Origin of the sequence: Kluyvera georgiana ATCC 51603 (assembly GCF_001654985.1) — a bacterium.
Taxonomy (GTDB): Bacteria; Pseudomonadota; Gammaproteobacteria; order Enterobacterales; family Enterobacteriaceae; genus Kluyvera; species Kluyvera georgiana.
Window position 1 is genome coordinate 17,167 of the sequence record NZ_LXEU01000025.1, and the last position, 21,473, is coordinate 38,639.

Below are 21,473 nucleotides of genomic sequence, written 5' to 3' on the forward strand. Positions count from 1 at the left end.
TTGTTGGCCTGCGCGCTGCTGGCTGCGCTTTGGCTGGCGGTCTGGTGGGCGGTCACGCTGCCATGATTGAACTGGACAACCTGGTCGCAGGCTATGAAGGCGTGGCGATTACCCCCTCGCTGAGCGGCGTGATTCACAAAGGCAGCATGACGGCCATCGTCGGCCTGAATGGCTGTGGCAAATCCACCTTATTGAAAACGCTGGCCGGATTTATTCCGCCGGTGAGCGGCGTGGTGCGCTGGTCGCCGACGCGCCCGACGATCGGCTGGCTGGCGCAGCGCCACGCGCTGGAGTCGCAGTTTCCGCTGACGGTGCTCGATGTCGTGAGTCAGGGGGCGTGGCCGCGTATTTCGCTACTGCGCGGTCTACGTAATGACGTGCGGCGGCGAATTCAGGCCGCGCTGGCGCGCGTGGGGCTGACGGAGATGGCGAAAACGCCGATCGAAGCACTCTCCGGCGGCCAGTTTCAACGCATGTTGTTCGCCCGTGTGCTGGTTCAGCGCGCGCCGCTGGTGATGCTGGACGAGCCGTTTACCGGCATTGACGAGGCCACCACCCATGACCTGATGGCGGTGATTCAGGAGATGCATCAGCAGGGGCAGACCGTGCTGGCGGTGCTGCACGACAACCAGCGGGTCGCGGACTATTTCCCGGAAACGCTGCTGTTGGCGCCGCAGAACGCGAGCTGGGGGCTGACTCATGAGGTGCTGCCCGCGTTTCACTCCGCGAGGCCCGTATGATCTGGCATACCTTTTTTCAACCGTTTATTGAATTTGGCTTTATGCGTCGCGCGCTGGTGGTGTGCCTGGCGCTGTCGCTGAGCACCACGATTCTCGGCGTATTTCTGCTGCTAAGACGCATGAGCTTAATGGGCGATGCGCTGTCGCACGCCATTCTCCCCGGTGTGGCGGTGGGCTATCTGGTGAACGGCATGTCGCTGCTGGCGATGACTGTCGGCGGCTTTATCGCCGGGATTGCGGTGGCGCTGATTGCCGGTTGGGTCAGCCGTCGTACGCCGCTGAAGGAGGATGCCAGCTTTGCCGGATTCTACCTTGGCTCGCTGGCGCTGGGCGTCACGCTGGTGTCGCTGCGCGGCTCAAACGTCGACCTGCTGCATCTGCTGTTTGGCTCCATTCTGGCCGTTGATAACGACGCGGCGCTGTTTGTGGCGGGCGTGGCCAGCCTGACGCTCATCAGCATCGCCCTTTTTTATCGCGGGCTGGTGAGTGAAGCCTTCGACAGAGCCTGGCTACAGGTCAATGCGCGCTGGCTGCCGGTTCTGCTGCACGGCCTGTTTCTGGCCTTACTGGTGCTTAACCTGGTGGCGGGTTTTCAGGTGCTCGGTACGTTGATGGCGGTGGGCGTCATAATGTTGCCCGCCGTAGCGGCACGTTGCTGGGCGAAGACCCTGCCGGGAATTTTACTGCTGGCGGCGCTGATGGGCAGCGTCTGCGCGTGGATGGGGTTGAGCCTGTCGTGGGCCGCCAATTTGCCCGCCGGACCGTCGATCGTTCTGACCGCCAGCGGCGTCTTTTTGGTCTCGGTGTTTTTTGGCAAGCGAAGCCGGCTGGCCGTCAGCTGGCAAAAACTCACAAGAGAGGGGAAAGCATGAAACGTATTGGGGTGATTCTGGCGCTGGCATTGGGGCTATCGGCGCAGGGGGCGATGGCGAAAACGCTCAATGTGGTCAGCAGCTTTTCTGTATTGGGCGATATGGTGCAGCAGGTGGGCGGTGAACACGTACATGTTGACACGCTGGTTGGCCCGGACGGTGACCCGCACACCTTTGAGCCGTCGCCGAAGGACAGCGCGCTGCTCAGCAAGGCTGATGTGGTGGTGGTTAACGGACTGGGGCTGGAAGGGTGGATTGATCGGCTGATTAAAGCCTCCGGTTTCAAAGGCGAGCTGGTGGTGGCTTCTACCGGCGTCAAGACGCATACGCTGGATGAAGACGGGAAAACCGTGACCGACCCCCACGCCTGGAACAGCGCAGCCAACGGCGCGCTGTATGCGAAAAATGTTATGAACGGGTTGATTAAGGCCGATCCGGAGGATAGCGCGGCGCTGAAGGCCTCTGGTGAACGCTATATCGCCCAGTTAAACGACATTGATCATTGGGCGAAAAGTCAGTTCGACGGTATCCCGCAGGCGAAGCGAAAAGTCCTGACCAGCCACGATGCTTTTGGCTACTTCTCCCGCGCCTACGGCGTTACCTTCCTGGCGCCGCAGGGGCTGTCGTCGGAAAGCGAAGCCAGCGCGGCGCAGGTGGCTGCGCTGATTAAGCAGATTAAGGCCGACGGTGTGCACACCTGGTTTATGGAAAATCAGCTCGACCCGCGATTGGTGAAGCAGATTGCTACCGCTACCGGTTCTCAGCCTGGCGGTGAGCTCTACCCCGAAGCGCTGTCTGCGCCCGGCGGCGTGGCCGACAGCTATGTGAAAATGCTGCGTCATAACGTGAAGCTGATTGCGGACAGCATGCGCTGAGCCTTGCTCTTTTTCGCCCTGGTTTAGCCGGGGCGATACAATTTCGGAACCCCCCTCGTAAAATCGCCATCCCGTCCCCACATCTCTGCTGAAAGTGCTATCTTTGATGGCCTCTTTATCGGGCTTATGCGGAGCGACAATGACAGATTCAGAATTACTGCAGCTAAGCGAGCAGGTAGGCCTGGCGCTGAAGGCGCGCGGCGCGACCATGACCACCGCAGAGTCCTGCACCGGCGGCTGGATTGCGAAAACGATCACCGATGTGGCGGGCAGCTCCGCGTGGTTTGAGCGCGGTTTTGTCACCTACAGCAACGAAGCAAAATCGCAGATGATCGGCGTACGTGAAGTGACCCTGGAGCAGCACGGCGCGGTTAGCGAACCGGTCGTGGTCGAAATGGCGATTGGCGCACTGCGCGCGGCGCGGGCCGACTTCGCGGTCTCGGTCAGCGGCATCGCCGGGCCTGACGGCGGCAGTGCGGAAAAGCCGGTGGGCACCGTCTGGTTTGGCGTTGCCAGCGCCAACGGGCAGGGCGTGACCCAGCGTGAATGCTTCTCTGGCGACCGTGAATCGGTGCGTCGTCAGGCGACGGCTTACGCGCTAAAACTCCTCTGGCAACAATTTCTACAAAATACTTGATACTGTATGACTATACAGTATAATTGCTTCAACAGAACAGAATTCACTATCCGGTAACACCCGGTATGACAGGAGTAATAATGGCTATCGACGAAAACAAACAGAAAGCGTTGGCGGCAGCGCTGGGCCAGATCGAAAAGCAATTCGGTAAAGGCTCCATCATGCGTCTGGGTGAAGATCGCACCATGGATGTGGAAACCATTTCTACCGGTTCGCTTTCTCTGGATATTGCGCTGGGCGCTGGCGGCCTGCCAATGGGTCGTATCGTCGAAATCTACGGGCCAGAATCCTCCGGTAAAACAACGCTGACGCTGCAGGTTATCGCCGCAGCGCAGCGCGAAGGTAAAACCTGTGCGTTCATCGACGCCGAACACGCGCTGGATCCGGTTTATGCACGTAAGCTGGGCGTCGATATCGACAACCTGCTGTGTTCTCAGCCGGACACCGGTGAGCAGGCGCTGGAAATCTGTGACGCGCTGGCGCGTTCCGGTGCGGTAGACGTTATCGTGGTCGACTCCGTCGCGGCGCTGACGCCGAAAGCGGAAATTGAAGGTGAAATCGGCGACTCTCACATGGGCCTGGCGGCGCGTATGATGAGCCAGGCGATGCGTAAGCTGGCGGGTAACCTGAAGCAGTCCAATACGCTGCTGATCTTCATCAACCAGATCCGTATGAAAATTGGCGTGATGTTCGGTAACCCGGAAACCACTACCGGCGGTAACGCGCTGAAATTCTACGCCTCCGTTCGTCTGGATATCCGTCGTATCGGCGCGGTGAAAGAAGGCGATAACGTGGTGGGTAGCGAAACCCGCGTGAAGGTCGTGAAAAACAAAATCGCGGCACCGTTCAAACAGGCTGAATTCCAGATCCTCTACGGTGAAGGCATCAACTTCTACGGTGAACTGGTTGACCTCGGCGTGAAAGAGAAGCTGATTGAGAAAGCGGGTGCCTGGTACAGCTACAACGGCGACAAAATTGGTCAGGGTAAAGCGAATGCTATCTCCTGGCTGAAAGAGAACCCGGCCGCGGCAAAAGAAATTGAGAAGAAAGTGCGCGAACTGCTGCTCAATAACCAGGACGATAAACCTGACTTCGTTGTTGATAACAACAGCGTTGAAGAAACCAACGAAGACTTCTGATAACCTCGGAATCGACACGACGGGCTGCTTATGCAGCCCTTTTGCATTTATCACAATGGCAGGATAACGATGACTGAAAACTCACCGCGCCGTTCCGCCTATGCCCGTCTGCTGGATCGCGCTATCCGTATTCTGGCGATGCGCGACCACAGCGAACAGGAGCTGCGGCGCAAGCTGACCGCCCCGGTGATGGGGAAGAATGGCCCGGAGCCTATCGATGCGCCGCCCGAAGACGTGGAAAAGGTGGTGGCATGGTGCTTTGAAAACCGCTACCTCGATGATAGGCGCTTCGTGACGCAGTTTATGGCCGGGCGCAGTCGTAAAGGTTATGGCCCCGCACGCATTCGCCAGGAACTGGGACAAAAGGGAATTGCGCGTGAAGTCATTGAACAGGCGATGCGGGAATGTGAAATCGACTGGGCTGCACAGGCGCGCGAGCAGGCCGTGCGAAAATATGGCGAACCGCTGCCAACCGTCTTCGCCGAGAAGGTCAAAATTCAACGCTTTTTGCTTTACCGTGGCTACCTGATGGAAGATATCCAGGAAATATGGCGAAATTTTGCTGATTGACCCCACTCGGGATTTTACTTCCCTCAAAAGAAAACTTATCTTATTCCCACTTTTTCCGTCCGGGCGCAGGTTGTTTTATCGCAACGAGTGTCTACGACGAATATCCCTTAAATACACAAAATCATTCAAGCCGCATCAGGGCGGCAAGTGAGTGAACCCCCTGAACGTACATCAGTAGGTGACTGGGGTGAACGAGCGCAGCCAACGCAGAGGCGGTTTGAAGGATGAAGTGTAGCTTGATTTCAGGATAATTATGAGCAAGAGCACCGCTGAGATCCGTCAGGCGTTTCTCGACTTTTTCCATAGTAAAGGCCATCAGGTAGTTGCCAGCAGCTCCCTGGTGCCGAATAACGACCCCACTCTGTTGTTTACCAACGCCGGGATGAACCAGTTCAAGGATGTGTTCCTCGGTCTCGACAAACGTAATTATTCTCGCGCGACCACCGCGCAGCGTTGCGTGCGTGCGGGCGGTAAACACAACGACCTGGAAAACGTCGGCTACACCGCGCGTCACCACACTTTCTTCGAGATGCTGGGTAACTTCAGCTTCGGCGACTACTTCAAACACGATGCTATCCAGTACGCATGGGAACTGCTGACCGGTGAAAATTGGTTCGCCCTGCCGAAAGAGCGTCTGTGGGTCACCGTGTATGAAACCGATGATGAAGCTTACGAAATCTGGGAAAAAGAAGTAGGTATCCCGCGTGAGCGCATTATCCGTATCGGCGACAATAAAGGCGCGCCGTACGCATCCGATAACTTCTGGCAGATGGGCGACACCGGTCCTTGCGGCCCGTGCACCGAGATCTTCTACGACCACGGCGACCACATCTGGGGTGGGCCTCCGGGATCCGCGGAAGAAGACGGCGACCGCTACATTGAGATCTGGAACATCGTCTTCATGCAGTTCAACCGTCAGGCTGACGGCACCATGGAACCGCTGCCGAAGCCGTCCGTGGACACCGGTATGGGTCTGGAGCGTATTACTGCTGTCCTGCAGCACGTTAACTCCAACTACGAAATCGACCTGTTCCGTAAGCTGATTGATGCCGTCGCGAAAGTGACCGGCGCGACCGATCTGAGCAACAAATCGCTGCGCGTTATCGCGGATCATATTCGTTCCTGTGCTTTCCTGATCGCCGACGGCGTGATGCCGTCTAACGAAAGCCGCGGCTACGTGCTGCGTCGTATCATTCGTCGCGCAATCCGCCACGGCAACATGCTGGGCGCGAAAGACACCTTCTTCTACAAGCTGGTTGGCCCGCTGGTGGAAGTCATGGGGGCCGCAGGCGAAGAGCTGAAGCGTCAGCAGGCGCAGGTTGAACAGGTTCTGAAAACCGAAGAAGAGCAGTTTGCTCGTACGCTGGAGCGCGGCCTGGCCCTGCTCGATGAAGAGCTGGCAAAACTGACCGGCGATACGCTGGACGGCGAAACCGCTTTCCGTCTGTACGACACCTACGGCTTCCCGGTTGACCTGACGGCGGACGTTTGCCGCGAGCGCAACATCAAGGTGGATGAAGTGGGCTTTGAAGCGGCGATGGAAGAACAGCGCCGTCGCGCGCGTGAGTCCAGCGGTTTTGGCGCCGACTATAATGCGATGATCCGTGTTGACGGGGCGTCCGAATTTAAAGGTTACGACCATCTGGAACTGAACGGTAAAGTCACCGCGCTGTTTGTTGATGGTAAAGCGGTAGAGTCTATCGCTGCGGGCCAGGAAGCCGTTGTCGTTCTGGACCAGACGCCGTTCTACGCGGAATCCGGCGGTCAGGTTGGCGATAAAGGTGAGCTGAAAGGCGCGGGCTTTAGCTTTGCGGTCAGCGACACTCAAAAATATGGTCAGGCTATCGGCCACCTCGGCAAGCTGGCAACTGGCGCGCTGAAAGTGGGAGATGGCGTGCAGGCCGATGTTGATGAAGCGCGTCGCGCTCGCATCCGTCTGAACCACTCCGCGACGCACCTGATGCACGCGGCGCTGCGCCAGGTTCTGGGCACTCACGTTGCGCAGAAAGGCTCTCTGGTTAACGATAAAGTGCTGCGTTTCGACTTCTCTCACTTCGAAGCCATGAAGCCGGAAGAGATTCGCGCGGTTGAAGATCTGGTCAACGCCCAGATTCGTCGCAACTTGCCTGTTGAAACCAACATCATGGATCTGGAAGCGGCGAAAGCGAAGGGTGCGATGGCGCTGTTTGGTGAGAAATATGACGACCACGTGCGCGTACTGAGCATGGGCGACTTCTCTACCGAGCTGTGCGGCGGTACTCACGCTTCCCGTACGGGTGATATTGGTCTGTTCCGCATTGTGTCTGAATCGGGCACTGCGGCAGGTGTGCGTCGTATTGAAGCCGTAACCGGTGAAGGCGCCATTGCCTCTGTGCATGCGGAAAGCGATCGCTTAAGCGACATCGCCCAACTGCTGAAAGGCGATAGCCACAACCTGACGGAGAAGGTTCGTACCGTTATCGAACGTACCCGCCAGTTGGAAAAAGAGCTTCAGCAACTGAAAGAGCAGGCGGCAGCACAGGAAAGCGCGAATCTTTCCAGCAAAGCTGAGACGATTAACGGCGTTAACCTGCTGGTGAGCGAACTCGCTGGCGTTGAGCCGAAAATGCTGCGTACCATGGTCGACGATCTGAAGAACCAGCTGGGTTCTGCGGTTATCGTGCTGGCGACGGTAGCGGAAGGTAAGGTTTCTCTGATTGCCGGTGTGTCTAAGGATGTCACAGACCGTGTGAAAGCAGGGGAGCTGATTGGTATGGTCGCTCAGCAGGTGGGCGGCAAAGGGGGCGGTCGTCCGGATATGGCGCAAGCTGGCGGTACCGACGCGTCTGCACTCCCTGCTGCACTGGCCAGCGTGAAAGGCTGGGTAAGCGCTAAACTGTAATAACAATAAACGCACGCAGACGCCTTAACGTTATCTGTTACGGCGTCTTGCATATGCGGTACTGATAACGATAAAGTCAGGTTGAAGTCATGTAGATCGGCTAGACTTACATTTAACAAAATGTGATGCCGTGACTGCTTACACGTGAAGGTGTTTGTCATCGCTGACCTTTTGGCGTTATATGATGGAAAATGCCGGGATACAGAGAGACCCGACTCTTTTAATCTTTCAAGGAGCAAAGAATGCTGATTCTGACTCGTCGAGTTGGTGAGACCCTCATGATTGGAGATGAGGTCACTGTGACAGTTTTAGGGGTGAAGGGTAACCAGGTGCGCATCGGCGTAAATGCCCCGAAAGAAGTCTCTGTTCACCGTGAAGAGATCTACCAGCGTATCCAGGCTGAAAAATCCCAGCAGTCCAATTACTAAGTTCTCGCGTCTCACCCAGCGGGTGAGACGCAAATCCCACCGTTCGTCTCGTTTTATCCTCTGCATTAACCGTTTTTTCCTCTGCTTATCTCTTTGATGCCATTTTCCCTGGTTACCGTTTTGCAGCCTTCATCGCGTTTTATCTGTTGATAAAACATCCGTTCTGCTTTTTTTAACACCTGATTGCCTGTGAAATGTGCAAACGAAAAAAATCTGCGGAAAATTGTTTGACTTATAAGTCCCAGAAAGTAATATGTGCGCCACACAGCGACGATGAGCAGAAACAAGTTCTTCGAAGCACTCGCAAGAGGTGTTGTTGGTGAGGTGGCCGAGAGGCTGAAGGCGCTCCCCTGCTAAGGGAGTATGCGGTCAAAAGCTGCATCCGGGGTTCGAATCCCCGCCTCACCGCCATTTGCATCCGTAGCTCAGCTGGATAGAGTACTCGGCTACGAACCGAGCGGTCGGAGGTTCGAATCCTCCCGGATGCACCATCTTCTCTGAGATAACGCATTAGCGTTGTAACAGAAAATAGATACTGCTTTAGCAGCGGTATCAAATCTGCAGTAAAGTAAGTTTCCCGATGCATCCGTAGCTCAGCTGGATAGAGTACTCGGCTACGAACCGAGCGGTCGGAGGTTCGAATCCTCCCGGATGCACCATCTTCTCCGAGATAACAGCTACACTGTTGTTTCAAGGTCTGCGAGATAATCGTCAGCACCAGGGAGGATAGCGTTGCTTAAGCAACGACTCGTAGGGCGAGGCGCAGCCGAGTAATCCTCCCGGATGCACCATCTCTTACTTGATATCATTTCTGATGGTATCAATATCGGCAGTAAAGCAAGTTTCCCGATGCATCCGTAGCTCAGCTGGATAGAGTACTCGGCTACGAACCGAGCGGTCGGAGGTTCGAATCCTCCCGGATGCACCATCTTCTCCGAGATAACAGCTAAACTGTTGTTTCATGGTCTGCGAGATAATCGTCAGCACCAGGGAGGATAGCGTTGCTTTAGCAACGACCCGTAGGGCGAGGCGCAGCCGAGTAATCCTCCCGGATGCACCATTCTTTGTTTTGCACGATACTTAGCTTTTCCGATGCATCCGTAGCTCAGCTGGATAGAGTACTCGGCTACGAACCGAGCGGTCGGAGGTTCGAATCCTCCCGGATGCACCATATTCTCCGAGATAACAGCTACACTGTTTTTTCAAGGTCTGCGAGATAATCGCCAGCACCAGGGAGGATAGCGTTGCTTTAGCAACGACCCGCAGGGCGAGGCGCAGCCGAGTAATCCTCCCGGATGCACCATCTTCTCTAAGTTCCTGTACTTTCACATCTCTCCAGAACTTATCTTTCGCTTTCACTAAAAAATCTTCTTCACACTTTTCCCATTGGCAACTCATTCTTTCTTCTATAATTTATCCTTGTATACACCCTTATTCTGGTGACATGACTGCAAGGAGAGAAATCCATGAAATGGTTCAAAGCAACGTCTGCGTTTTGCGCTGCGCTTCTGATGGCTATCTCGCTGTCCGGCTGTGCTGGCTCGTCAACGAAAGAGAGCACCGGTGGTTACATTGACGATACCGTCATTACCACCAAAGTGAAAACGGCGCTGTTTAGCGACAAAGATATCAAGTCCAGCGAGATTAACGTGCAGACCTTTAAAGGCCGCGTACAGCTGAGCGGCTTTGTGTCGTCGTCCGCGGACGCTAAGCGTGCCGTCGAGGTAACCCGTAAGGTGCAGGGCGTGCGTGTCGTTGAAAACGATATGCAAATAAAATAATCCGTGACATGCGGATGATGATAAGGCGCTGAAAGGCGCCTTTGTTGTCTCTGCGGCTAACAGCGACAATCATCCCCATTTACGATAAAGTAACGTCACATTATCCGATGGGTGAGAAGACGATGTACGAGCGCTACGCTGGATTGATTTTTGATATGGATGGCACCATCCTTGATACGGAGCCGACGCACCGTATGGCGTGGCGTGAGGTTTTGGATCGCTACGGTATGCGTTTTGATGAACAGGCCATGGTAGCCCTTAACGGTTCTCCTACCTGGCGTATTGCGCAGGCGATTATTGAAAGTCATCAGGCCGATCTGGATCCCCATCTTCTGGCGCGTGAAAAAACCGATGCGGTGAAATCGATGCTGCTGGACTCGGTGACGCCGCTGCCGCTGATTGAAGTCGTGAAAGCGTGGCATGGTCGTCGACCGATGGCCGTCGGCACCGGCAGCGAAAGCGCGGTGGCCGAGGCGCTGCTCGCACATCTGGGCCTGCGCCACTATTTTGCGGCCGTTGTCGCTGCCGATCACGTTAAACTGCATAAACCCGCACCGGACACCTTCTTACTGTGCGCGGAGCGTATGGGCGTGGCGGCGGAACGCTGCGTGGTGTTTGAAGATGCCGATTTCGGCCTTCAGGCTGCCGCCGCTGCGGGAATGGATGCTGTTGACGTTCGATTGCTGTGAATGAACTTCTGGCGTTGGGGTCGCTGTTTGCAAGCAGCTTTCTCAGCGCAACGCTGCTGCCGGGCAACTCGGAAGCCGTGCTGATTGGTCTGCTGCTAGCAGGCGCAAGCAAGCCCTGGCTTCTGGTAGTAATAGCAACAATGGGTAATAGCCTTGGCGGGGCTACAAACGTTATTCTTGGTCGTTTTTTTCCATTACGCAAAACATCGCGTTGGCAGGAAAAAGCGGTGGGCTGGTTGCGTCGCTACGGCGCGGCCACGTTGCTGCTGAGCTGGATGCCCGTTATCGGTGATTTGCTGTGCCTGCTCGCAGGCTGGATGCGCATTTCCTGGGGACCGGTACTCTTTTTTTTATGCCTGGGTAAAGCGCTGCGCTATATCGCAGTCGCGGCGCTGACGCTGCAAGGCATGACGTGGTGGCACTAATTGGATGGCTTGTGGAAGAGTCCTCATCTCCACGATGACAATTATGCTTAATAAAATGAATTCGACAGGCGGGAGGTCAATTTGATCCCGGACGTATCACAGGCGCTGTCCTGGCTGGAAAAACACCCTCAGGCTCTTGAAGGGATCCAGCGCGGTCTTGAGCGCGAAACCCTACGCGTTAATGCAGATGGTTCTCTGGCAACAACCGGTCATCCGGAGGCGCTGGGCGCCACGCTGACCCATAAATGGATCACTACCGATTTCGCCGAAGCGCTGCTGGAGTTTATTACTCCGGTCGACGGCGACATCAACCATATGCTGACGTTTCTGCGCGATGTGCATCGTCACACTGCACGTCAGCTCGGCGATGAGCGTATGTGGCCGCTGAGCATGCCGTGCTACATCGCGCCGGGTCAGGACATTGAGCTGGCACAGTACGGCACGTCGAACATTGGTCGCCTGAAAACGCTGTATCGTGAAGGGCTGAAAAACCGCTACGGCGCGCTGATGCAAACCATCTCCGGCGTTCACTACAACTTCTCTTTGCCGATGGCTTTCTGGCAGGCGAAGTGCGGTACGCAGGATAAAGAAGCGATTTCAGCCGGTTATTTTCGTCTGATTCGTAACTATTACCGCTTCGGCTGGGTGATACCGTATCTGTTCGGCGCCTCTCCGGCGATCTGTTCTTCCTTCCTGCAGGGCAAACCGACGACGCTGCCGTTTGAGAAAACCGAATGCGGCATGTACTACCTGCCGTACGCTACCTCGCTGCGTCTGAGCGATCTGGGTTATACCAATAAATCGCAAAGCAATCTCGGAATTACGTTTAACGAATTGCACGAGTATGTGGCAGGATTGAAGCGCGCGATCAAAACGCCGTCGGAAGAGTATGCCCGCATTGGCCTGGAGAAAGACGGTAAGTATCTGCAGATCAACAGCAACATTCTGCAGATTGAAAACGAGCTGTATGCGCCGATTCGCCCTAAACGTGTGACCCGCGACGGCGAAACCCCGTCCGATGCGCTGCTGCGCGGCGGTATTGAATATATCGAAGTACGCTCGCTGGACATCAACCCGTTCTCGCCAATTGGCGTCGATGAGCAGCAGATTCGCTTCCTCGACCTGTTTATGGTCTGGTGCGTGCTGGCCGATGCGCCGGAGATGAGCAGCGATGAGCTTCTGTGCACCCGTACCAACTGGAATCGCGTGATTCTGGAAGGGCGTAAACCGGGGCTGACGCTGGGCATTGGCTGCGAAACCGCGCAGTTCCCGCTGACCAAAGTGGGCAAAGATCTGTTCCACGATCTGAAGCGTGTCGCGCAGACAATGGATAGCATGAACGGCGATACGGCGTATCAGACGGTGTGCGATGAACTGGTGGCCAGCTTCGATAATCCGGAGTTAACCTTCTCCGCACGCATTCTGCGTTCTATGCTTGATCAGGGGATTGGCGGAACCGGCAAGGCCCTGGCGGAACAGTATCGGACAATGCTGCGTGAAGAGCCGCTGGAGATTCTCAGCGAAGAGGATTTTGCAAAGGAGCGGGACGCTTCAAGAGCGCGTCAGCGTCAGATTGAAGAGGCGGATAACGAATCGTTTGAAGCGCTGCTGGCGAGACACGCCTGATACAAAAGAAAAAGGCCACATCACTGTGGCCAAAATATACATCTCTGAATCAGGGATGATGATAACAAATGCGCGTCTTTCATATAGTAAGACTGGCATGGGAACAAAGAGTTCAGTTTATTTTTAAAAAAATCACATTATCCTGAAGCAGAACGTGGCAGATTGCATAAATCATATTTTATTCAATAAGTTAAATGTTTTTATCTTAATGAAAAAAATGCAGCGCGCGGGAGCAAGAAGGTGATATCGGAGGTTATGAAATGCCGTTGTTAGATAGCTTCACAGTTGACCATACCCGTATGGAAGCCCCAGCCGTTCGCGTGGCGAAGAAAATGAACACCCCGCACGGCGACGCGATCACGGTTTTTGACCTGCGTTTTTGCGTACCGAACAAAGAAGTCATGCCGGAAAGAGGGATCCACACCCTTGAGCATCTGTTTGCGGGCTTTATGCGCGATCATCTGAACGGTAATGGCGTTGAGATTATCGACATTTCCCCGATGGGCTGCCGTACCGGTTTCTACATGAGCCTGATTGGCACACCGGACGAGCAGCGCGTAGCGGATGCCTGGAAAGCCGCGATGGCCGACGTGCTGAAAGTGCAGGATCAAAACCAGATCCCGGAGCTGAACGTGTACCAGTGCGGCACCTACGAGATGCATTCTCTGAGTGAAGCGCAGGAGATTGCGCGCCATATTATCGAACGTGATGTGCGCATCAACAGCAATGATGAACTTGCGCTGCCGAAAGAGAAACTGCAGGAACTGCACATCTAGTTGATATGTGGATGTGGTGATAATAAAACCCTGGGGCTAGCCTCGGGGTTTTTATTTCTCGGGTTGTAATTATTTGCTATTTGAATGAAAAAAAGTAATGCATATCTTAAATAAAGATTTCTATTTTTATTTTGTGAGCTGTTAAACAAAATAATTTTGGATGCAGGCATTAACCCGTTTGTCGATCACATAAAACGAAAAACGTAATTGAATAGTCGAAAAACATAATAGAATCCCGCCCCGTAACTGTCAAAAATACCCCCAGAGAAACCGGTTTCATGACCAAAAATTAAAATGGGAGTGTATATGTCTACAGGGGATAGAATTTCTATTCGGGAGAAGATTGGCTATAGCCTTGGGGATGCCGCCAGTCATATCGTATTTGACTCGTCGGTGGCTATTCTGGCCTATTTTTACACCGATATTTACGGCCTGCCGCCTGCGGTAATGGGCACTATGTTCCTGCTGGTCCGTCTGCTGGATGCGATAACCGATCCGATTATGGGGGCCATCGCCGATGCGACTTCTACGCGCTGGGGTCGTTTCCGTCCATGGTTGCTGGCGATTTGTGTGCCGTTTGCTGTCAGTTGCGTGCTGGTGTATTCCATCCCGTCTTTCTCGGATACCGGTAAAGTGGTTTACGCGGTCGCGGCGTATATCTTTATGACGCTGATGTACACCGCGATTAACATCCCTTACTGCTCGCTCGGCGCAGCGCTCACCTCTGACCCGCGCGAAAGCCTGTCGTTGCAGTCCTGGCGATTTGCTATTACGCCTATCGGTGGCGCGCTGGGTACCGCGCTTATTCTCCCGCTGGCCGATTTCCTCTATCCGGCCGATCGGGCGACCGGCATCCAGGTTTCTATGGCTCTGTTTGGGGTGATTGGCTGCCTGATGTTTATTACCTGCTTCTTCACCACCAAAGAACGCGTTCAGCCGATTAAAGAAGAGAATCTCAACATTGCGCGCGACGTTAAAATTCTCTTTAAAAACGACCAGTGGCTGATTCTCTCCGTCTATAACTTCATGATGCTGGTTGCCGTGGTGCTGCGCGGCGGCGCGGTGGTGTATTACATCAATACGGTGTTGAATAAAGGCGCTGATATTATTTCTCTGTTTATGCTTGGCGGGATGTTCGCTTCCATGGCGGGGTCCGTGCTGGCAAAACCGTTTGGTACCCGTTTTTGTAAGGTGAAGCTTTCATTCTGGATTAACCTGCTCACTGCCGCATTTGGGGTTATTTGTTTCTTCGTTCCCCCTCAGGCATGGATAGTGATATTTGTGATTCACATTATTATTTCTGTGATTCAGGGCGGTAACGGTGCGTTACAGTGGTCGATGATTACCGATACAAATAATTACGGCGAATGGAAAACGCAGCGTCGCATTACAGGAATGAATGTTGCGGCCAATATATTCATTATTAAGCTGGGGGTTGCCGTCGGTGGCGCCATTTTAGGTTGGGTATTGGCTTATTTCCATTACGAATCCGGCGTGGCCGTACAGTCCCCTTCCGCCGCTCAGGGCGTGATGCTGTTATTTACGATTGTTCCGGCAGTGTTCTACGTGCTGACTGCGTTCTCGATCAAGTTCTATGGTTTGAACGAAACCAGAATGAACGGCGTTGTTGATGACCTGAAAAAAGGCACATTTGCCCATTCGTAAGTTAAATCCTCGGGAAGGGGGAATCACGTATGCATCACGCTTTCATCGGTAAACCCCTGGAGGGGTTTGCCGAATTCTCGATGACCGTAGCGGCACAGGGCGCGGTATTACTGAAAAACAGGCCGCGGACGCTACCGCTGGATGAACTGGATACGATCGCCATTTTTGGCCGTACCCAAATCAATTACTATCGTAGCGGCACGGGGTCCGGCGGGGCGGTAAACGTTGTATCAACCTGTAACCTGCTGGATGCGATGCGCGAACGCTGCGGCGCGCGGATCAATAGTATTGTGGCGCAGAGCTATGAGCAGTGGGTTATCTCGCACCCTTTTGATAACGGCGGCGGAGGCTGGGCGCAGGAACCGTGGTTTCAACAGGAAATGCCGCTGAGCGATGATCTGGTTGCCAGGGCCAGCCTGGTTTCCAATAAAGCGGTGGTTGTGATTGGCCGCACAGCCGGTGAAGATAAAGACAATGCCGATGTGCCCGGCGGCTATCGCCTGAGTGACGCTGAATACGCCATGCTGAAAGCGGTATGCCAACGCTTCAATAACGTGATCGTTGTGTTGAACGTGTCTTCAATCATCGACATGTCATGGTCGGAAGATCCGGCGCTGCGGCCACATATTGGCGCCATTCTCTACGCCTGGCACGGCGGCCCGCACGGAGGTCGGGCGGTTGCTTCGCTGCTGTGCGGCGATGTGACGCCCTCCGGTAAGCTGACCGATACCCTCGCCACCTCGCTGGACGAGTACCCTTCAGTTGCCTGCTGGGGCGATAGCGTGCAAAATATTTATCAGGAAGATATTTATGTAGGCTATCGCTACTTTGAAACTTTCCGGCCGCAGTCCGTTCTGTATCCATTTGGTTTTGGGTTGTCCTACACGCGTTTTACCCTCCACGCTTTGCGGGCTGAGTTGATTGTCGATCCCTCGCTGTCGTTGCAGTTTACGGCGACGGTCGACAATGTGGGCGAGCGATTTGCGGGAAGCGAGGTGGTGCAGATCTATCTTGAAGCCCCTCAGGGGGTGTTAGGTAAGCCTGCGCGCCAACTGATCGCGTTTGGGAAAACCCGGGTGCTACAGCCGGGCGAGCGTGAAACGCTGACGCTAACGGTGCCGCTGGAACGGCTGGCTTCGTGGGACGACAGCGGTGCTACCGGTCATCCCAACTGTTGGGTGCTGGAGGCGGGAACATACCGTTTCTGGGGTGGGAATCAGGTGCGTAATTTACAGCCGATCGGCGTTCAGGGCGAGGACGGCTACGTACAGCCGATGCTGCGGGTTGTGTCCTGTCATGAGCAGGCGCTGGCACCAACGGTGCCATTTTCGCGACTGCGTCCCGGCAAACGCCTGACGTCCGGCACGTGGCTTGAGGAGTGGGAGGAGACGCCGAGGAGAAAATTTTCTCTGCATCACCGTATTCATACGCGTCTGCCGTCGGCGCTGAGTCTGACTGGCGATCGAAATATTCGCTTTGCTGATGTGGCGCAGGGACGTGCCGATATGGCGGAATTTATCGCCCAGCTCGAGCCCGAGGAACTGGCCTGTCTGGTGCGCGGTGAGGGGATGTGTAGCCACAAGGTTACGCCGGGCGTGGCCTCAGCGTTCGGGGGCACCAGTGACAGCCTGTTGGAAAAAGGCATTCCGTTAGCCTCTACGGCGGATGGCCCTTCCGGTATCCGCATGGATAACGGCGCGCATGCGACGCTGATGCCCAGCGGTACGCTGCTGGCTTGTACCTGGGATCCGGTTTTGATTGAGCGTTTATACGCGATGGAAGGCAAGGAGCTACAGCGTAATCAGATCGATCTGCTGCTGGGGCCGGGAATGAACATCCACCGTCATCCGCTCAACGGACGTAACTTTGAGTATTTCTCGGAAGATCCGCTACTGACAGGCATGATGGCGGCGGCCACGGTGCGCGGTATTCGTAGCGGTGGCGGCATCGCCACGCTCAAGCACTTTGCCTGCAATAGCCAGGAGCAGGCGCGTGCCCAGGCAAATGCGGTGGTTTCGGCGCGCGCGCTACGTGAAATTTATCTGCGCGGCTTTGAATATGCGGTGAAAGAGGGCGGTGCGATGGCGGTGATGACGGCGTATAACCCGATTAACGGCCACTGGTCAGCGTCAAACTACTGCCTGAACACGACGATTTTGCGCGATGACTGGGGCTTTCAAGGCATCGTGATGACCGACTGGTGGGCAAAGATGAATGATGCCATCGTCGGCGGTGACGCGACGGTTAACAACACGGCGGCGATGATCCGGGCACAAAACGATCTGTATATGGTGGTTAACAACAACGGCGCGGAGATTAACGCCGGAGAGGATAACACGCTGACGGCGCTGGCTGACGGAACCCTGACGCTGGGTGAGCTTCAGCGCTGCGCCAGCAATATTCTGTCGTTTATGCTGCACACGCAGGTGGTGAAGCGGGGCGAGGTGCCAAAAGTGCGGGTGCCGATAATCACCACGGACAACGAGCTGTATATCGCAGATGCGATCAAAATCGCGCCCGAGTCGCGGCTACGCTACACCGAACCGCTGGCGATTTATATTCCGCACGCAGGAGCATATGATCTGCTGGTGAGCGTGAACGCGGCGGCGATGCCGCTGGCGCAGACGGCGACCAACCTGTTATTCAACGGTAAATTTGTCGCCACGATACAGACGCGCGGAACCCTGGGGCAGAGAGTGGTACAGAAGCTGTGTCGTGTGCAGCTGGAGCCGGGATACTACCGGGTGCAAACCGACGTGATTAAAGCCGGTCTGGAAATCGACTGGCTGGAGTTTAAGCGTGTTGATTCCTGAGTACCGTTTGTAGGCCAGATAAGGCAAAGCCGCCATCTGGCTATTTGCTTCGGCTCGCCTGCTGGCGTTGCGCTTGTCAGGGCGATGTCATCTTGCTGTTATACGAGGACATTTCCGGTTTGCCGAACAAAAAAGCCAGCTCAACCGAGCTGGCTTTTTGACTAGTGAGCGCCCCCGCCCCCGCCGCCTGCGCCAAACGGCGGTCTGGCGAACCACACCAGCCCCAGCAGCACCAGGAAGATCCCCGCCGAAATCCAGAAGATTTCGTTGGCTGAGACAATTAGCCCCTGGTTGGTAATCTGCTGGGCTATCCAGCCGGAAGCCTGCTGCTGCGTCATCCCCATGCCTTGCAGCTGATCGTACATCTGCTGGGCATTGGGGTTGAACGGCGTCACCGACTCGGTGAGCTGCGCGTGGTGCATCGCTTCACGGTTAGTCCACAGCGTGGTGGTAATCGACGTCCCGATGGAGCCTGCCAGCGTACGGGTAAAGTTCGACAGACTCGATGCGGCCGCCAGACGCTCAGGCGGTAGCCCGGAAAGCGTAATGGTGGTCAACGGCATGAAGAAGCACGCGACGGCGAAGCCCTGAATAAACTGCGGCCAGGCCGAGGCGCCGAAGTCCATTCCCGGTTCGAAGGTGTAGGCGCGCCAGTAGAAGCACACGGCATACATAATAAAGCTGAAGGTGACCAGACGGCGCATATCCAGCTTATGGGCAAAGCGGCCGATAATCGGCGACAGCAGCACCGGAATGACGCCTACCGGCGCTGAAGCCAGACCGGCCCAGGTTGCGGTATAACCGTAGACCTCCTGCAATAGCTGCGGCAGCAAAACAATCGCGCCGAAGTAGAGCATATAGGCCAGGCTGATACACAAACAGCCGATAGTAAAGTTTCGTGACTTAAACAACGACAGATCGACTATCGGGTTATCGTCGGTCAACTCCCAGACGATCAGGAAGCTTAGCGACACCACCGCCACGATGGTCAGCACGATAATTTCCGTGGAGTTAAACCAGTCGAGCTCTTTCCCCTGGTCGAGCATGACCTGTAGGCTACCAATCCCCAACACCAGCAGCGCCAGGCCTATGCCGTCGATACGCCTTTGCTCGGTTCGGGTTTCACGCCCGCGCAGAGTCTGGAGGCTTAACAATACCACTATCGCGCCAATCGGCACGTTGATAAAGAAGATCCAGCCCCAGTGGTAGTTATCGCTGATGTAGCCGCCGAGGATTGGCCCGCAGATCGGGGCCACGATCACCGTCATCGACCACAGCGCCAGCGCGATTGAGCGTTTGGCGGGGGGATAGTTGCTGAGCAGCAGACTTTGCGAAAGCGGGATCAACGGTCCGGCAACGATCCCCTGAATCACGCGGAAGAAGATCAGCATGCTCAGGCTGTTGGACATCCCGCACGCCCAGGACGCAATGACAAAGGCGACGGTGGACCACAGGAACAGCTTCACCTCACCGACGCGCTTCGCCAGCCAGCCGGTAATCGGAATGGAGATGGCGTTCGCGACCCCGAATGAGGTGATAACCCACGTCCCCTGGCTCAGCGACGAGCCAAGGTTACCGGCGATGGTGGGGATAGCCACGTTCGCGATGGTGGAGTCCAGCACCTGCATAAAGGTGGCCAGCGACAGCGCAATGGTCATAATGACCAGCTGCGCGCCTTCCAGCGGTTTTTGCTGTTGCATTACGCGCACCCCAGCATTAGTTGGCGTTGGCCTGGACGATGTCGTTAATCAGCTTGTTCACCGGATCGAGGCTGATTTCACGCGCATTGCTCTCGTAAACCGGGCTGGTACGAATCTGGTTAGCCAGCATCTGACCGTCGCGGTTGGAGGTATCAACCTTCACCAGCGTAGAGAGACCGATACGCAGCGGGTGTTTCGCCAGCTGATCGGCATCCAGTTCAATACGTACCGGCAGACGCTGCACGACTTTGATCCAGTTACCGGTGGCGTTCTGCGCCGGCAGCAGCGAGAAGGCGCTGCCCGTACCCATATCGAGACCGACCACTTTCCCGGTGTATTTGACGTCGTCGCCGTAGATATCGCTGATGACGGTTACCGGCTGGCCGATACGCATGTGCGCCAGCTGCGTCTCTTTAAAGTTTGCATCTACCCACAGGTTGCTGGCCGGCACTACCGCCATCAGCGGAGTGGTTGGGCTTATCTGCGCGCCAGGCTGGACGGAACGGCGGGAAACATAGCCGCTCATCGGGCTGACAATTTTGGTACGTTGCAGGGCAAGCCAGGCGTTACGAACGTCGGTTGCCGCCTGGCGAACCGTTGGCTGATCTTCCAGTTTGGTCCCCAGAATCATCGCCTGGTTAGCGTTGTACTGCTGTACCGCCACATCGAGAGCCGCCTGAGCGCTGGTCACCGCATCTTTCGCGTGCTGCAGCTCTTCACGGCCAATCAGGTTGGCGCTGCCCAGCGGAATACGACGGTTGAGGTCGGTTTGCGCCTGAGCCAGCGTGGTTTTGCGAATATCGATATTCGCCTGCAGCTGCTTGTTGTTGATCATCAGCTGGCGCATCTGGCGCACGCTGGAGGCCAGCTGGGTCTGCGCTTTTTCAAACGCCTGCTGAGCATCGGTCTGGTCAAGCGTAACCAGCACGTCACCCTGCTGGATGTAGTCGGTGTTGTCGGCCCAGACTTTCGTCACGCTACCGGACACCTGCGCCATGATTTGTACCTGGTTCCCTGCCACGTAAGCGTCATCGGTTTCCTCGAAGTGACGCAGAACCAAAAACCAGTAGGCCCCATAGGCCACGGCAATAATAACAAAGAGCAAGGTCAACAAGATGAGGGCGCGTTTACGTTTGCCTTTCTTGTTGGCGGGTTGCTGCGGGGTTTGAGTCTCCGCATTTGCGCTCATGTGATTCTCCACATTTCTTATTATTGATATCGGCAATGCCGACCTGTTTACCAGAAAGGCCAGCAGGGGTTATCTGCTGGCCTGTTTGTTTTCATTGCGATCGCGGTAGTATCAGCGCAGGGCGTCGAGTACTGAGCCATCCTCTTCCATCTGATCCAGACGGGTAAGAAGTTTGCGGGTGATATGCTCAAGCTGATCTTTCTCAGCCGCGCTGAGAGACGACCAGAGCTGATGCAGGCAGTGATGCTGCGGAGGCAGAACCTCGCTCAGGAATTCGCGACCTTTGTCGGTGAGCTGCAGATGCAGGCAGCGGCGGTCATTGTCGCTTTCACGACGTTCAATCCAGCCGCGTTTTTCCAGTTCATCGGCGATGCGGGTGGCGTTGGTACGCGATGACCCGAGCGCGCAGCTGAGTTCGGAGGGCTGAATGCTGTGATTTTCTTGAGACTCCAGCGTGATTAGCGCCATAAATAACGTCTCGTTAATCCCTTGAGCTTTCAGCATTTTATTGCGGTTATCCAGCAGCTTACCCTGCATGTGCATGCACAGGCGAGTCAGAAGAATTTCCTGGAAAGGGAATTCTTCGCAGCGGCTGGCGCGAAATTTCAGCATTTGTTCAATGGGCGTAAACGAACTATCCATCTGGGCATTACCTCATTAGTTACAG

Annotated in this window: 18 protein-coding genes and 5 tRNA genes; 20 read left to right on the forward strand and 3 right to left on the reverse strand. The window is 55.4% G+C overall.

What is annotated here, in order from left to right; translation table 11 throughout:
• Window positions 1-29: 29 nt before the first annotated feature.
• The 20 genes from M989_RS05660 (at window position 30) to M989_RS05755 (ending at window position 17,917) form a co-directional block, all read left to right on the forward strand.
• Window positions 30-740 (forward strand): metal ABC transporter ATP-binding protein, encoded by a 711-nt coding sequence (locus M989_RS05660; protein ID WP_167351046.1) that lies wholly within the window; start codon window positions 30-32, stop codon window positions 738-740.
• The gene (locus tag M989_RS05665) at window positions 737-1,612 is read left to right on the forward strand and encodes a metal ABC transporter permease (RefSeq protein WP_064543206.1); all 876 of its coding nucleotides are present in this window, start codon (window positions 737-739) and stop codon (window positions 1,610-1,612) included. The genes M989_RS05660 and M989_RS05665 overlap by 4 nt, the downstream gene beginning before the upstream one ends.
• The gene (locus M989_RS05670) at window positions 1,609-2,487 is read left to right on the forward strand and encodes a metal ABC transporter substrate-binding protein (protein ID WP_064543207.1); all 879 of its coding nucleotides are present in this window, start codon (window positions 1,609-1,611) and stop codon (window positions 2,485-2,487) included. The genes M989_RS05665 and M989_RS05670 overlap by 4 nt, the downstream gene beginning before the upstream one ends.
• A gap of 139 nt (window positions 2,488-2,626) precedes the next feature.
• A complete protein-coding gene (pncC, locus tag M989_RS05675) occupies window positions 2,627-3,124 on the forward strand; it encodes a nicotinamide-nucleotide amidase (RefSeq protein WP_064543208.1) in 498 nt (165 codons plus the stop codon).
• A gap of 80 nt (window positions 3,125-3,204) precedes the next feature.
• Window positions 3,205-4,263: a recombinase RecA gene (recA, locus tag M989_RS05680; protein ID WP_064543209.1), complete on the forward strand. Its 1,059-nt coding sequence runs from the start codon at window positions 3,205-3,207 to the stop codon at window positions 4,261-4,263.
• Between the two features lie 69 nt (window positions 4,264-4,332).
• The gene (recX, locus tag M989_RS05685; RefSeq protein WP_064543211.1) at window positions 4,333-4,833 is read left to right on the forward strand and encodes a recombination regulator RecX; all 501 of its coding nucleotides are present in this window, start codon (window positions 4,333-4,335) and stop codon (window positions 4,831-4,833) included.
• 253 nt (window positions 4,834-5,086) lie between these two features.
• Window positions 5,087-7,714, forward strand: coding sequence for an alanine--tRNA ligase (alaS, locus tag M989_RS05690; protein WP_064543213.1), 2,628 nt, complete (start codon window positions 5,087-5,089; stop codon window positions 7,712-7,714).
• 242 nt (window positions 7,715-7,956) lie between these two features.
• Window positions 7,957-8,142: a carbon storage regulator CsrA gene (gene csrA, locus M989_RS05695; protein WP_007370562.1), complete on the forward strand. Its 186-nt coding sequence runs from the start codon at window positions 7,957-7,959 to the stop codon at window positions 8,140-8,142.
• A 318-nt stretch (window positions 8,143-8,460) separates the two neighbouring features.
• Window positions 8,461-8,553 (forward strand) — tRNA-Ser (locus M989_RS05700).
• A 3-nt stretch (window positions 8,554-8,556) separates the two neighbouring features.
• A tRNA-Arg gene (locus M989_RS05705) sits at window positions 8,557-8,633 on the forward strand.
• Between the two features lie 91 nt (window positions 8,634-8,724).
• Window positions 8,725-8,801: transfer RNA gene (locus M989_RS05710), tRNA-Arg, on the forward strand.
• 192 nt (window positions 8,802-8,993) lie between these two features.
• Window positions 8,994-9,070 (forward strand) — tRNA-Arg (locus M989_RS05715).
• 166 nt (window positions 9,071-9,236) lie between these two features.
• Window positions 9,237-9,313, forward strand: a tRNA-Arg gene (locus M989_RS05720).
• Between the two features lie 295 nt (window positions 9,314-9,608).
• Window positions 9,609-9,923: a BON domain-containing protein gene (locus M989_RS05725; RefSeq protein WP_064543215.1), complete on the forward strand. Its 315-nt coding sequence runs from the start codon at window positions 9,609-9,611 to the stop codon at window positions 9,921-9,923.
• Window positions 9,924-10,045: 122 nt separating this feature from the next.
• Window positions 10,046-10,612: a fructose-1-phosphate/6-phosphogluconate phosphatase gene (gene yqaB, locus M989_RS05730; protein WP_064543217.1), complete on the forward strand. Its 567-nt coding sequence runs from the start codon at window positions 10,046-10,048 to the stop codon at window positions 10,610-10,612.
• Window positions 10,609-11,037 (forward strand): YqaA family protein, encoded by a 429-nt coding sequence (locus M989_RS05735; RefSeq protein WP_064543219.1) that lies wholly within the window; start codon window positions 10,609-10,611, stop codon window positions 11,035-11,037. The genes yqaB and M989_RS05735 overlap by 4 nt, the downstream gene beginning before the upstream one ends.
• An 81-nt stretch (window positions 11,038-11,118) precedes the next feature.
• Window positions 11,119-12,663: a glutamate--cysteine ligase gene (gene gshA, locus M989_RS05740; RefSeq protein WP_064543221.1), complete on the forward strand. Its 1,545-nt coding sequence runs from the start codon at window positions 11,119-11,121 to the stop codon at window positions 12,661-12,663.
• 260 nt (window positions 12,664-12,923) lie between these two features.
• The gene (luxS, locus tag M989_RS05745) at window positions 12,924-13,439 is read left to right on the forward strand and encodes an S-ribosylhomocysteine lyase (protein ID WP_064543222.1); all 516 of its coding nucleotides are present in this window, start codon (window positions 12,924-12,926) and stop codon (window positions 13,437-13,439) included.
• A gap of 306 nt (window positions 13,440-13,745) precedes the next feature.
• The gene (locus tag M989_RS05750; RefSeq protein ID WP_064543224.1) at window positions 13,746-15,104 is read left to right on the forward strand and encodes a glycoside-pentoside-hexuronide (GPH):cation symporter; all 1,359 of its coding nucleotides are present in this window, start codon (window positions 13,746-13,748) and stop codon (window positions 15,102-15,104) included.
• A 29-nt stretch (window positions 15,105-15,133) separates the two neighbouring features.
• A complete protein-coding gene (locus M989_RS05755) occupies window positions 15,134-17,917 on the forward strand; it encodes a glycoside hydrolase family 3 protein (RefSeq protein WP_064543226.1) in 2,784 nt (927 codons plus the stop codon).
• Between the two features lie 161 nt (window positions 17,918-18,078).
• On the opposite strand, the gene emrB is transcribed toward M989_RS05755, so the two are convergent.
• From emrB to mprA, 3 genes are all read right to left on the reverse strand, one after another.
• The gene (emrB, locus tag M989_RS05760; protein ID WP_064543228.1) at window positions 18,079-19,617 is read right to left on the reverse strand and encodes a multidrug efflux MFS transporter permease subunit EmrB; all 1,539 of its coding nucleotides are present in this window, start codon (window positions 19,615-19,617) and stop codon (window positions 18,079-18,081) included.
• A gap of 16 nt (window positions 19,618-19,633) precedes the next feature.
• Window positions 19,634-20,806: a multidrug efflux MFS transporter periplasmic adaptor subunit EmrA gene (gene emrA / locus M989_RS05765; protein WP_064543230.1), complete on the reverse strand. Its 1,173-nt coding sequence runs from the start codon at window positions 20,804-20,806 to the stop codon at window positions 19,634-19,636.
• Between the two features lie 111 nt (window positions 20,807-20,917).
• The gene (gene mprA, locus M989_RS05770) at window positions 20,918-21,448 is read right to left on the reverse strand and encodes a transcriptional repressor MprA (protein ID WP_064543231.1); all 531 of its coding nucleotides are present in this window, start codon (window positions 21,446-21,448) and stop codon (window positions 20,918-20,920) included.
• Window positions 21,449-21,473: the final 25 nt, after the last annotated feature.

Coding starts and splice junctions, on each gene's coding strand:
- pncC (WP_064543208.1), top strand. CDS start 2,627: ATGACAGATTCAGAATTACTGCAGCTAAGCGAGCAGGTAGGCCTGGCG.
- M989_RS05750 (WP_064543224.1), top strand. CDS start 13,746: ATGTCTACAGGGGATAGAATTTCTATTCGGGAGAAGATTGGCTATAGC.
- recA (WP_064543209.1), top strand. CDS start 3,205: ATGGCTATCGACGAAAACAAACAGAAAGCGTTGGCGGCAGCGCTGGGC.
- emrA (WP_064543230.1), bottom strand. CDS start 20,806: ATGAGCGCAAATGCGGAGACTCAAACCCCGCAGCAACCCGCCAACAAG.
- M989_RS05665 (WP_064543206.1), top strand. CDS start 737: ATGATCTGGCATACCTTTTTTCAACCGTTTATTGAATTTGGCTTTATG.
- alaS (WP_064543213.1), top strand. CDS start 5,087: ATGAGCAAGAGCACCGCTGAGATCCGTCAGGCGTTTCTCGACTTTTTC.
- luxS (WP_064543222.1), top strand. CDS start 12,924: ATGCCGTTGTTAGATAGCTTCACAGTTGACCATACCCGTATGGAAGCC.
- csrA (WP_007370562.1), top strand. CDS start 7,957: ATGCTGATTCTGACTCGTCGAGTTGGTGAGACCCTCATGATTGGAGAT.
- yqaB (WP_064543217.1), top strand. CDS start 10,046: ATGTACGAGCGCTACGCTGGATTGATTTTTGATATGGATGGCACCATC.
- emrB (WP_064543228.1), bottom strand. CDS start 19,617: ATGCAACAGCAAAAACCGCTGGAAGGCGCGCAGCTGGTCATTATGACC.
- M989_RS05670 (WP_064543207.1), top strand. CDS start 1,609: ATGAAACGTATTGGGGTGATTCTGGCGCTGGCATTGGGGCTATCGGCG.
- M989_RS05725 (WP_064543215.1), top strand. CDS start 9,609: ATGAAATGGTTCAAAGCAACGTCTGCGTTTTGCGCTGCGCTTCTGATG.
- mprA (WP_064543231.1), bottom strand. CDS start 21,448: ATGGATAGTTCGTTTACGCCCATTGAACAAATGCTGAAATTTCGCGCC.
- recX (WP_064543211.1), top strand. CDS start 4,333: ATGACTGAAAACTCACCGCGCCGTTCCGCCTATGCCCGTCTGCTGGAT.
- M989_RS05755 (WP_064543226.1), top strand. CDS start 15,134: ATGCATCACGCTTTCATCGGTAAACCCCTGGAGGGGTTTGCCGAATTC.